Raw genomic sequence first — 12073 nt, 5'->3', positions numbered from 1 at the left:
AGAATATTATGGCTTTATTAGACGTTAACGAGCTATCAGTTCACTTCGGTGAAAAAGAAGCGCCGTTCCGTGCCGTTGATCGCATCAGCTACAGCGTTAATCAGGGTGAAGTTGTCGGCATCGTTGGTGAATCAGGTTCTGGCAAGTCAGTGAGCTCTCTAGCAATCATGGGGCTGATTGACTTTCCTGGACGTGTGACGGCTAGCAGTTTGAGCTTTAACAATATTGATTTGCAGAAGATTTCTGAAAAAGAGCGCCGTCAGATTGTAGGTGCTGAAGTGGCTATGATTTTTCAGGATCCTATGACTAGTCTGAATCCGTGTTACACCGTGGGTTTTCAGATTATGGAAGCGCTCAAGGTGCATCAGGGGGGCAACCGCAGTACGCGTCGTCAGCGTGCTATCGACCTGCTAACGCTGGTAGGCATTCCCGATCCAGGCTCGCGCTTGGACGTGTATCCGCACCAGCTTTCTGGGGGGATGAGCCAGCGAGTGATGATTGCAATGGCTATTGCTTGTCGGCCAAAACTGCTCATTGCTGATGAACCTACCACGGCGCTGGACGTTACCATTCAGGCACAGATTATTGAGCTACTGCTGGAGCTACAGCAAAAAGAGAATATGGCGCTGGTGCTGATTACCCACGATTTGGCACTGGTCGCAGAAGCAGCCCATAAGATTATCGTGATGTATGCGGGACAGGTTGTGGAAGCAGGGACCGCGCAGGAAATTTTCCGTACCCCACGCCATCCTTACACTCAGGCTCTGCTACGTGCGTTGCCAGAGTTTGCCGCTGATAAGGCGCGATTGGCATCGCTCCCCGGTGTTGTTCCGGGTAAATACGATCGTCCAAATGGCTGCCTGCTTAACCCTCGGTGCCCGTATGCCAACGATTTGTGCCGTCAAGTTGAGCCAGAACTTAAAGATATCAACGGACGTAAGGCAAAATGCCATACGCCGCTTGATGATGCGGGGAGACCCACACTATGAGTCACGCAACACTGAATAAGCAGGCACCGCTGCTTCAGGCTATCGATCTGAAAAAACATTATCCGGTGAAAAAAGGTTTATTCGGCGCGGAACGTTTGGTTAAAGCGCTTGATGGGGTCTCGTTTACGTTGGAACGCGGCAAAACGCTGGCGGTGGTTGGTGAGTCTGGTTGTGGTAAGTCGACGTTGGGTCGCCTGTTAACCATGATTGAAATTCCTACTGGTGGTGAGCTGTATTATCAAGGACAGGATTTGCTTAAGCCGGATGCAACAGCGGAAAAACTGCGTCGGCAGAAAATCCAGATCGTGTTCCAAAATCCCTATGCTTCGCTAAATCCACGCAAGAAGGTCGGGGCTATTTTGGAAGAACCGCTCACTATCAATACGTCGCTTAGCGCCGTTGAACGCCGCGAAAAAGCATTAGCGATGATGGCGAAAGTGGGATTGAAAACTGAGCATTACGATCGTTATCCCCATATGTTTTCCGGTGGGCAGCGTCAGCGTATCGCGATTGCACGCGGTTTGATGCTCAATCCTGACGTGGTGATCGCCGATGAGCCTGTTTCTGCGCTGGACGTTTCGGTGCGCGCTCAGGTACTGAACCTGATGATGGATTTGCAGCAAGAGATGGGGCTGTCTTATGTCTTTATCTCTCATGACTTGTCGGTGGTGGAGCACATTGCCGATGAAGTGATGGTGATGTATTTGGGGCGCTGTGTGGAAAAAGGGCCAAAGGATGCCGTGTTTAACAATCCGCGACATCCTTATACCCAAGCGCTGCTCTCTGCGACGCCACGCTTGAATCCAGACATGCGCCGCGAGCGAATCAAGTTGACCGGTGAGCTGCCAAGTCCGTTAAATCCACCGCCTGGCTGCGCCTTTAACGCGCGCTGCCGTCGTGCATTTGGCACTTGCAAGCAGCTACAGCCACAGCTGAAACAGTATGGCGAACAGCTGATTGCCTGTTTTGCTGTGGATCAGGATGAAGCTGCGGAAAGCGCTTAGTATCGATTTATCAGGATTCTATTTTGAGAGCTCTGAAAAGAGCTCTTTTTTTATATGAAAAATAAGACTATCGCGAGATAAATCACCATGTATTTAGTGCGTCTTTAATGTTCTATAAAGGTATGCTTGTACATTATATTAGCAAGCTATAAGTTGGCTATGATTCATTCATGGGCATAGAAATATCTTAATATGGTCATCGTTATTATTTGAAGCATTTGGTAGGGGCGTTAAACAATCAAAAATATATTTTTTTTAATGCCTAGAGTGTTCATACAAGTGTACATAATTAAATGCTTTCTGTTACGGCAGAAATATTCTCTGCATATTTGAGCATAGTAAATACCGCGTTATAAATGCGATTTAAGGGAATATATATTGAGAAGGCTCCCTTTGGGGGAGCCTTTAGATACGCTGTTTTGCATGCGATATTACTGCGGGTAAGGCACCCAATCGCCACCGTTGAGGCGGATATAAGGTTTGCCCTGATACTGAATAACGATGGCGTTATCGTTCTCTGAAACTGGTGCCGTTTGTGGTAGCCCTTTCAGCAAGGCTTGCCAGTTTACGCTGCTTTCCGTGAAGATTTTACCGTCAACGGAACGAGCAACTAACTCGGAAAGAGCCAGATAGCTGCTTGGCTGATCGACAATAATTTCAGTCGGTTGCGGTGCTTTCATACCGATAAACTTGATACCGACGGGGACATGCGTAATGCTTGGGCTTGGAATATCACGCAGGCCTGACATTTGCATTTTGTCCCCAACAAGCGCGGCACCATGCTCAGGCACGACAACCACCATCACTTTGCGATTTGATTTCTCAAGCTGCGTTAGGAATGCGTCTAGCTGATCAAACAGTTTTTGTGCGCGGGGCTTATAGTCGGCGCTCTTGCTGCTACCAACCATACGATTACCGTCATGCAGTGGGATCAGGTTAAAGAAGGTGGCGGTGCGTGCATCGCCTGACTTTTCAACCGTTTGCTGCCAGCGTTGTAAAACTTCTAAATCGTTAAATATCGGTTCGCCATCAAACGACGTGAGCTCGTGCGAAATCCCTGCCTGAGATTCCAATGGCGTCTGCAAACCGGCATCTTTGCGCAGGTCTTCCAAGTAGTTACCGAACTTACCTGAGTGGTCCATGATGAGTCTCTGGCCAAAGCCGAGTTTAGCCAGATTATCCATCAGATAGCATTGCTGGCCTGCGGCAGAGTAGAGCTCTTTATGCGAAGGTTGGCCGCAGCTCGCACGTAACAGACGAATCGACGCAGGGCCGCTGTAGGCGGTAGCAGAGTTAAAGTTTTTGAACAGAATATCGAAGTGCTTCCACAGTGGGTGATCCTGCAAGCCAACAGAATCCACATCAGACCACGCCAAAGAACAGATGTTGATAATCAACAAATCGAATGGCTGTGCATCGGCCGGTAGCGCCGTCGGGAATTGGGTTTGGCGCTGCTGTTCACTGGCATAAAATGCGTCGAGGTAAGCTGAAAGATTCTTATTGTCAGGTGGTGCAGTTTGAGCCGGAAGATCGCTGTTAACGCCTGCTGAATTTGTGCTGGCATCGGAAGATTCTGCCGCTGCCGTTGTGGCATTCGCGCTAGTGGTATCCGGTGTGAGTGAGAATGCAGGTCCGGCAATCTGCAGCACGTTTAACCATACAAGGGCCCCGACGACGAACACGGTAACGCGTATCCACTGCGAGATAAAAAGATAGCCAACCAGCATGACAAAGCCCGCGCCAATCATTTTCCAGTTAATGAAGCGATTCACTAAGTCCAGCAGATAGGAGGCCGAGAAGCCCGCCAGCTGCGAACCTTGGCTCATGATGCTGTTAATCCCCGGTAGCCATGTATCGTGATAGAACAAGCCAATCCCAATAGGGATCGCTATCCAGTTGCGCCAGCGGTGCAAACGGACGTTTGGCAAAGGAAACAGCAAAAAGGCGAGGAATATCAGATTTGATAGCGCATCAAAATTAAGATAACCAAACCACAGCAGAGCGAACTTCAGCAGGAAGTAGAAATTCCAGCCTCCAAGTCCGCGCCAGTAGTGCCACAGGTCCGTTAAGGTATTCGTGGAGTTACTATTTTTGGTCATTTTTACGGTCTACCGTGACAGAAGTGTTACGTTGTAAGCGAGTATTACGCCGCAGGATCCCCTCGGATTTTAAATAGCGCGGCGTGAAGAGTACTTGGCGTATTGATTGTAGAATATGGGGTAGTTTTTTACGCAAATAGTAGCCCAATGGCAGAAGTATCACCGCACAGACGATGATGATTTGCAAAATATCCATGCTGTTCATCATTCAACACGCTCCTGACTTGGCGTGAGTAATAGCCTGATTGGCTGCGGTGAATGGCGTAAAGGATGTTCCGCCGCAGATTCACTGTTTTTGCGATTTACCAGCGGTGTGATGCGGTCTGAAAGGTGCCAGTTAGATGGCTTGTTGGACTGCATCTGCTGTAGTTCGGCGATGATCAGCTTGTCTTGATACCACACCATGCGATTTGTGAAGACCTCATCGACCGGCAATGGGAATATATGGCTAAGCGCGATATCTAAGTCATTGATTCTACATGATGAAAGAAACAGCGTTAGCCGGTTTTCATCGATAGTAACCAAATCACCAAAGCGACGGGTTCGGCAGATTGTTAATACCTGTTCAGTGCGCAATCCTGGAACGGGGCGTAAGGCAATTAAAATGCCTTTGCTATCTTCTGGTAATAAAGTGTTATTCATCAAAGACATCAGCGTTTCGCAGAAGGTATTGTAAGGAATATATCCTTTCAAGTTCAGCGGACGCATGGCTTCAATCAGTAGGTCAATGTCTGACGGTACATGGCGAGGATAGGTGTGCCCTTGAACACTTTCCAACATTGTTAGACAACGTGATAGAGGCGCATTGTGTGGGATTATCAGGTTAGCCCCGCAGGCCAACAATAGTCGCTCGTCGCTGAAACGTAGGCAGGTAGTACTTTCGCGCACCACCAGTTTGATCGCCTTGCCACGTTGGCGGCGCAAACTATGAATTTCACGCGCTAATGTATCGATTTGATCACTATTAGAAAGTTGGAAAACTAACGTACAGGCTTGAGCGGCATAGGCGGCATTAAACAACGCAAGGTTGCTTTCAAACAGATGCCAGTTTTCAGAGAGCGGTGGAGCCCCTTCCAATACGGCTTTATGCGCCATATAAATTTGTTCATCGTTGCGGGGTTGTGGTGCTTGTAGCGTATCTTCATGGGCATGCCAACCGCGCTCGTCAAAATAGACCCCCACGTCTTGCTGCGCAGTAACGCCGTTTTGATTACACCAGTAGGCAACGTCGTAGCGGTGCAGATCTTGCAGCCAGCGTAAGCTTGCCAAGCCGCATAGCGTACGATGCTGGGACTGAAGCATGGTTCTCTGGCTATTTGCACTTTTGCCGTAATCGATAATCAGCAAGGTGCAATTTTGTTGGCGTAGCCAGCGGGTGGTATCTCGCATCCACTCGGTCAGTTCATAGGGTTGCAGCTGCTCCCAAATTCCTGATGGCGTGAATAACACCAGCAGTCGGTTTTTCGGATGCAGACCGCGCATCAGATCTTCCGTAAACTGAAATAACGCTTTACGCTTTTCGGGAAGTGAGTAAATAGGGAGTTTATTGGGGCCAAGCGTGTAGTTAGCGCCGATAATATCCTGCGGTGGACACTTTACGCTGATTAACGCTGCACGCGTTTCTGCAGGCTGGCTTGAGATTACCTGCTGACAAAAGCTTTTAGCATCAACTTCACGGTCTGCACTAATCCAATAGAGGCCGGGAGCTTGCATTATAAGAAGCTCATCCCATAGTTGATGAACCCCGAGAGAAAAAGATAGCGCCATAGAGTGTTAATTCTCTGAATGTGATTATACCCGTCAAGCTTAACGTTTTTACCTAATCGCTAGATTTATCCTAGTCTCCATAGATTTTTTTGTGTCGCTTTTTATCTACGGCGATAATTTATTTGTCGTATGCGGTCTACTAGCGAAAAAAGATAAACGAATGTAACATTATAAATAATTTACGACAAATTACTAAGACTGATGCGTACCCGCTATTACGTTGTAGTCACGGGTTTTTTTAAGCTGTCTATAATCATAAACATTAGTCGATTTTTCATGGATAGCAGAATGAATGACAAAAGAATTAATCTAATTGCGAAAGATCCTACGTTTACTTTCCAAAATGATATTGCTGCACTGAGCAATGCTTTTGCTATTCCTAAAATCAACTATGTTGATATCTCACGCCAAGAGCATATGAACGAAGTGATTCGCCGTTGGCCGCTATTGGCCGAGCTCACTCAATTGACGGGGAGAGTCCGTTAATGGCTGTTATTGCTTTGCAAGGGCTGCGAGGTGGTGTGGGGACCACATCCATCACCGCCGCATTGGCGTGGGGGTTACAACAGTTAGGCGAGTCAGTATTGGTGATCGATATGACGCCAGCAAATCTATTGCGTATGCATTTTAATACTGACTTCGCTCATTCCCAAGGTTGGGCTCGCGCCGAGTTTGATGGTATCGCATGGCAAGACGCTGCGTTACGTTACACTGAATTACTGGATTTCTTGCCTTTTGGGCAGATTAACGGTGATGAGCACGCTCAATTTTTTACTGACGTAACGCGCTGGATAGATTGGTCGCGAAATATTAATGCGCTGCGCGCGAGCGGCAGATATAACTGGATCTTACTTGATGTTCCCAGCGGTATGCACCCACTGGCACAGCACTTTACCTCGCTGGCCGATAGTGTCATAAACGTTATTGTTCCTGATACCAATTGCCACATTCGGTTGCATCAACAGCCCCTCCCGCAGGGCGTTTTTCTGTTGACTAATCAGCTAGTAGCGACGAGCCAACTACAAGAGGATATCTATCAGCTTTGGCTGCAAAGTTTACCTTCTTTGCTGCCTATGGTGATCCACCGTGACGAGGCGATGGCAGAGGCGAGCGCAGTCAAACAGCCGCTCGGAGAATATTATCCGCACTCTTTGGCGGCGGAAGAAATTATGACACTCGCCAACTGGTGTTTGCTGCATTTCGATGCTGAAGGCAATGCTGCCGATGGGATGATCCCATGAGTCTCCTTCTCGATCTCTTTCTCATGCGGCCAGCGCGTCAAGCTTTGGTCGATCGTTACTACCAATATCGGCAGTCAGCTTCAGCATTGGGTTCCGTATTAGGCTGCTTCTGGTTGACGGTTGCGTGGTTCTTTCTCAAGCTGGAATCTCCCCGCTGGCAGCAGATCCGCGCGCAACAAACGACGCTTTTTCCCCATATTGATACGCAACGTCCTCGACCACTCGATATTGTTCGTTACGCGATCCAGAGTCTGTGGCTAATCGTGTTCTTCTCGGGGAGACACACGAAAGAGTGGGGTATCCGCGCGCTGATTAAAAAATGGCATAACGGCTATCATGATTGGCTGAAAAGCTTACCTGAGAAGATGCAGGAGCATGGTGCGGAGGAGTCGGAACAGGCCTTTAATCGTTTAGGCCAAGGCATACGCCGTCTGGTATTGGGCGTTATGTGTGTATTCTCCGCTCTTCTTGCGTTGCTCTGTATTTCCCAGCCGTTTGACTTAAGTTCGCAGTTTGTATTCGTGGTGCTGCTGTGGGGCATCGCGATGATTGTGCGGCGTATTCCAGGCCGTTTTTCGTCGCTGATGATGATTGTTTTGTCGCTAACGGTCTCTTGCCGTTATATCTGGTGGCGCTATACCTCAACGCTTAACTGGGATGATCCGGTCAGTTTAATCTGTGGATTGCTGCTGCTTGCTGCTGAAACCTATGCGTGGGTCGTTTTAGTTCTGGGGTACTTCCAAACCATTTGGCCGCTGAATCGTCAGCCAGCGCCTATGCCGGAAGACATTAAGTCATGGCCGACCATTGATATTATGGTGCCGACTTATAACGAAGATATGAGCGTGGTGAAGCCCACCATTTACGCAGCTCTCGGTATTTGATTGGCCAAAAGAAAAACTGAATATCTGGCTGTTAGACGATGGTGGACGTGAAGAGTTTCGGGAGTTTGCTGAGCAGGTTGGGGTGAAATATGTCGCCCGTACGACCCATGAGCATGCCAAGGCCGGTAACATTAATAACGCGTTGAAACAGGCGACTGGTGAGTTTGTCGCGATTTTTGACTGTGATCATGTCCCCACTCGCTCATTTCTACAGCTAACTTTGGGGTGGTTCTTCAAAGATAAAAAGCTAGGCATGATGCAGACACCGCATCATTTTTTCTCCCCTGATCCTTTTGAGCGTAACTTGGGCCGTTTCCGTCGGACGCCAAACGAAGGCACCTTATTTTACGGGTTGCTACAGGATGGTAACGACATGTGGGACGCCACTTTCTTCTGTGGTTCGTGTGCCGTATTGCGTCGTAGCGCTCTGGACGAAGTCGGCGGTATCGCCGTTGAAACCGTTACCGAAGATGCTCACACCTCTTTACGTCTACACCGTCGTGGGTGGACATCGGCGTATATCCGCATCCCACAGGCTGCGGGGTTAGCCACCGAAAGTCTTTCGGCCCATATTGGCCAGCGTATTCGATGGGCTCGCGGTATGGTGCAGATCTTCCGTTTGGATAATCCATTGCTTGGCAAAGGTCTGAAGCTGGCACAGCGTATCTGTTACGCCAATGCGATGTTGCACTTTCTGTCCGGCATCCCACGGCTCATTTTCCTCACCGCGCCTCTGGCGTTTTTGCTGATGCACGCCTATATCATTTTTGCTCCAGCGCTGGCGATTGCGTTGTATGTGATCCCACATATCGTTCACTCCAGTCTGACTAACTCCAAAATTCAGGGCAAATATCGCCATTCATTTTGGAGTGAAATATATGAAACCGTGTTGGCATGGTACATCGCTCGGCCGACCACGGTGGCGCTGCTTAACCCGCATAAAGGGAAGTTCAACGTTACGGCGAAAGGTGGATTGGTTGAACATCAGCACGTTGATTGGGTTATTACCCGTCCGTACCTGATTTTGGTATTGCTCAATTTTGCCGGTTTGATTTTGGGGATTTGGCGGATGTCGTTTGGTCCACAAGATGAAATCTGGACGGTAGCAATGAGTATGGCGTGGGTGTTCTACAACATGATCATTCTGGGGGGCGCTGTGGCTGTGTCGGTTGAAACGAAACAGGTTCGCCAATCTCACCGCGTAGAAATTGCTATGCCCGCGGCAATTGCACGCAAAGACGGCCATATCTTCCCTTGCACGCTACGCGATTATTCCGACGGTGGCGTGGGCGTCGAACTGCGGGAAGGCAGCGTGCTCAATGATGGGGAAAACATCACGCTGATGCTGAAACGTGGTCAACAGGAGTATTCGTTCCCCGCGAAGGTGACACGCGTCTTCGGTCAGAAAGCGGGCTTGCGCATGGACAACATGAGTGTGGCCCAGCATATCGAATTTATTCAGTGTACGTTTGCGCGCGCCGACACTTGGGCGCTATGGCAGGACAGTTTTGCCCAAGACAAACCGGTAGAGAGTTTGCTGGATATTTTGAAACTTGGCTTCCGTGGATATCAAAGCCTTGCTGATTACGCTCCCCCTATTTTGCGCAGTGTGTTTATTGGATTCACTACGCTGGTTACGTGGACGGTGTCGTTTATCCCACGTGGGGTGAGCAAGGCTTAGCAGGAAGGAACAATAAACGCCCCGGCACCGCAAAACGATGTTTGGAATTGATAGACCCAAAACAATCGAAGAACGGTGGTTCAGACATTGGCTCAACATTGATGATAATGCGATGAATAAAAAAATATTTTGGCTAACAGCAGTGGCATTAGGTATTAGCACATTAGTGCATGCTGAGCCCGTGTCTCCTGTTATAGGAACGGAAAACACGGATGCTAACGTGGCAACGAGTGAAACGGCTGCAACGCAACCTCAGGTTGTCGCGGTTCCGACTCGTGACGTGAATTTAACCTTTGCCAAGATTGCGCCAGCGCCTGGTAGCATGCACTTGCGCGGTGTCGATCCTACCGGCCAGTTTGAGTTTGGCGTACGCAGCGATGAAGTTGTTTCGAATGCGATGCTCAATCTTGAATTTACACCGTCACCGGCGCTGTTACCCGTCGAGTCACAGGTTAAGGTTTTTCTTAACGATCAACTGATGGGTGTTTTACCGATATCTAAAGAGCAACTAGGTAAGAAAAACAGTGCTCAGGTACCGATCGATCCACGCTATATAACTGACTTTAACCGAGTACGCCTTGAGTTTGTGGGTAATCATCGGGAGATCTGTGGAAACCCAGCCAGTAACGCTGTGTGGCTGGATGTGAGTAACGCGAGTTCAGTTGATTTAACCTATCAGGGGCTGCCGCTTAAAAACGATCTTTCCTATTTCCCTGAGCCATTCTTCGACGCGCGCGACTACAGCGCTCTGACGTTGCCAATCGTGTTTGCAGGTCAACCTGATTTGGCGGAACAACGAGCCGCGGGCGTATTAGCCTCTTGGTTTGGTTCGAAGGCACAGTGGCGCGGACAAAACTTCCCTGTTTTGTTTAATCAGTTGCCAGAAAAACACGCCGTCGTGTTTGCTACCAATGATAAACGCCCAGATTTCCTGCGCGACTATCCTGCGGTGAATGGCCCTGTCGTGGAGATGATCAGCCACCCAGATAATCCTTATGTGAAACTGCTGCTCGTGTTGGGTCGTGATGATAAAGACCTGATGACGGCGGTACGCGGTATTGCGCAGGGGAATATCTTGTTCCGAGGTGCCAGCGTTGAGGTTGAAGGGGTGAAAACCCTCGCACCACGCATACCATACGATGCGCCAAACTGGGTGCGTACCGATCGCCCAATGACCTTCTCTGAACTGCAAACTTATGCAGAGCAATTGCAATCCAGTGGCCTTGAGCCGTCACCGATTAGCGTCACTCTTAATCTACCACCAGACCTATTCCTGATTCGCAGTACCGGCATTGATATGCGGATGAAGTATCGCTATACGTCGCCGCTGACCGCCGACGGCTCGCGCATGGGTATTTATCTGAATAACCAGTTTATTGAGGCCTATAACTTGGTGCCAGAGAAGGAGAAAGGCGCTCTGCTAATGCGCTTGCCTCTGTTCCAAGGTCTTATTGATAAAAATACCGATGTCTCTATTCCGGCACTGAAGCTGGGGGCGAGTAATCAGTTACGTTTTGATTTCGATTATGCGAATCCGATTTCCGGTGGTTCACTCAATAACTGTGTAACGTCACAGCCGATACCTAATACCGTTGCGATTGACGGTAATTCGACCATCGACTTCTCTGGCTATCGTCACTTTATGGCGATGCCGGATCTGCGTTCGTTTGTTAACGCTGGATTCCCATTTAGCCGTCTGGCTGATTTGTCCGAGACTGAAGTGGTTGTGGGTAAACAACCCACGCCGTCACAGGTAACGGCCATGCTGAATGCTCTGGGTAGCATTGGTGCCCAAACGGGTTTCCCTGCGCTGAATGTATCGTTAACCGACGATTGGGCGCAGGTCAAAGATAAAGATAGCGATGTGTTGCTAATTGGAACGATTCCTGAGGCGTTGAAAAACGACGATAAAATCGATCTTCTGGTGGATGCGACCCAAAGCTGGATCAAGATGCCGATGCGTAAACCAAATCTGGATACCATCATGCCAGAGGCGTCTTCGATGAAACCTGATTCGCGCACTACGATTCGCTCCGATGGTGCAATGGCTGCGGTGATTGGATTCCAATCGCCATACCATGATCAGCGCAGCGTAGTTGCGCTGCTCGCAGATAGCCCACGTGGCTACGGCTTACTCAATGAGGCCATGATTGATAGCGGCAAGAAAGCGGCCATGTCAGGCTCGGTGGTGGTTATCCGCGAATCAGGCGTAAATAGTATGCGCGTGGGTGATATCTACTACGTAGGCCATCTGCCATGGTGGGAACGTTTGTGGCATATGTTTGCTACCCATCCGATTCTGGTTGCCGTGATGTCTGCGGTGAGCGTTGTGCTGATAGCGATTGTGCTGTGGCGTTTGCTACGCATTTTACGCCGTCGCCGCTTGTCCCCGGATGAGCGAGACTAAT

General features: G+C 49.2%; 8 protein-coding genes and 2 pseudogenes. 7 read left to right on the top strand and 3 right to left on the bottom strand.

What is annotated here, in order from left to right; all coding sequences use genetic code 11:
* The first annotated feature begins 8 nt into the window (after window positions 1–8).
* Both dppD and dppF read left to right on the top strand, forming a co-directional pair.
* Window positions 9–989, top strand: a complete 981-nt coding sequence (dppD, locus tag K9N75_RS20785) for a dipeptide ABC transporter ATP-binding protein (protein WP_096080182.1) — start codon at window positions 9–11, stop codon at window positions 987–989.
* Window positions 986–1993: a dipeptide ABC transporter ATP-binding subunit DppF gene (gene dppF / locus K9N75_RS20780; RefSeq protein WP_008815585.1), complete on the top strand. Its 1008-nt coding sequence runs from the start codon at window positions 986–988 to the stop codon at window positions 1991–1993. Before dppD ends, dppF begins: the two co-directional genes overlap by 4 nt.
* Window positions 1994–2424: 431 nt before the next feature.
* Here dppF and bcsG read toward each other — a convergent pair whose 3' ends face one another.
* The 3 genes from bcsG to bcsE are packed head-to-tail and all read right to left on the bottom strand — an operon-like array spanning window position 2425 to window position 5859.
* Window positions 2425–4092: a cellulose biosynthesis protein BcsG gene (bcsG, locus tag K9N75_RS20775; RefSeq protein ID WP_008815584.1), complete on the bottom strand. Its 1668-nt coding sequence runs from the start codon at window positions 4090–4092 to the stop codon at window positions 2425–2427.
* Window positions 4079–4300 (bottom strand): cellulose biosynthesis protein BcsF, encoded by a 222-nt coding sequence (bcsF, locus tag K9N75_RS20770; protein ID WP_008815583.1) that lies wholly within the window; start codon window positions 4298–4300, stop codon window positions 4079–4081. Before bcsF ends, bcsG begins: the two co-directional genes overlap by 14 nt.
* The gene (gene bcsE, locus K9N75_RS20765; RefSeq protein WP_064572479.1) at window positions 4297–5859 is read right to left on the bottom strand and encodes a cellulose biosynthesis protein BcsE; all 1563 of its coding nucleotides are present in this window, start codon (window positions 5857–5859) and stop codon (window positions 4297–4299) included. Before bcsE ends, bcsF begins: the two co-directional genes overlap by 4 nt.
* 288 nt (window positions 5860–6147) lie before the next feature.
* Between bcsE and bcsR the strand changes: the two genes are divergently transcribed.
* From bcsR to bcsB, 5 genes and pseudogenes are all read left to right on the top strand, one after another.
* On the top strand, window positions 6148–6345 hold the full coding sequence (bcsR, locus tag K9N75_RS20760) for a cellulose biosynthesis protein BcsR (protein WP_008815581.1): 198 nt from the start codon (window positions 6148–6150) through the stop codon (window positions 6343–6345).
* Entirely contained in the window at window positions 6345–7100 is a 756-nt protein-coding gene (gene bcsQ, locus K9N75_RS20755; protein ID WP_224452066.1) for a cellulose biosynthesis protein BcsQ, read from the top strand. The genes bcsR and bcsQ overlap by 1 nt, the downstream gene beginning before the upstream one ends.
* Window positions 7097–7300 (top strand): annotated as a pseudogene (locus K9N75_RS22940) (hypothetical protein); the annotation flags it as partial. The gene bcsQ and the pseudogene K9N75_RS22940, both read left to right, overlap by 4 nt.
* 261 nt (window positions 7301–7561) lie before the next feature.
* Window positions 7562–9665 (top strand): annotated as a pseudogene (bcsA, locus tag K9N75_RS20750) (UDP-forming cellulose synthase catalytic subunit); the annotation flags it as partial.
* Between the two features lie 112 nt (window positions 9666–9777).
* Window positions 9778–12072, top strand: coding sequence for a cellulose biosynthesis cyclic di-GMP-binding regulatory protein BcsB (gene bcsB, locus K9N75_RS20745; protein ID WP_130974286.1), 2295 nt, complete (start codon window positions 9778–9780; stop codon window positions 12070–12072).
* Window position 12073 lies beyond the last annotated feature (1 nt).

It is taken from the genome of Hafnia paralvei (genome assembly GCF_020150375.1).
Classification (GTDB): domain Bacteria; phylum Pseudomonadota; class Gammaproteobacteria; order Enterobacterales; family Enterobacteriaceae; genus Hafnia; species Hafnia paralvei.
This window is presented reverse-complemented; position numbering and strand designations above follow the sequence as displayed.

Bases quoted from the DNA above. Each gene is read 5' to 3' on its own strand.
- dppD (WP_096080182.1), top strand. From the start codon at position 9: ATGGCTTTATTAGACGTTAACGAGCTATCAGTTCACTTCGGTGAAAAA.
- bcsE (WP_064572479.1), bottom strand. From the start codon at position 5,859: ATGGCGCTATCTTTTTCTCTCGGGGTTCATCAACTATGGGATGAGCTT.
- bcsR (WP_008815581.1), top strand. From the start codon at position 6,148: ATGAATGACAAAAGAATTAATCTAATTGCGAAAGATCCTACGTTTACT.
- bcsF (WP_008815583.1), bottom strand. From the start codon at position 4,300: ATGATGAACAGCATGGATATTTTGCAAATCATCATCGTCTGTGCGGTG.
- bcsG (WP_008815584.1), bottom strand. From the start codon at position 4,092: ATGACCAAAAATAGTAACTCCACGAATACCTTAACGGACCTGTGGCAC.
- bcsQ (WP_224452066.1), top strand. From the start codon at position 6,345: ATGGCTGTTATTGCTTTGCAAGGGCTGCGAGGTGGTGTGGGGACCACA.
- dppF (WP_008815585.1), top strand. From the start codon at position 986: ATGAGTCACGCAACACTGAATAAGCAGGCACCGCTGCTTCAGGCTATC.
- bcsB (WP_130974286.1), top strand. From the start codon at position 9,778: ATGAATAAAAAAATATTTTGGCTAACAGCAGTGGCATTAGGTATTAGC.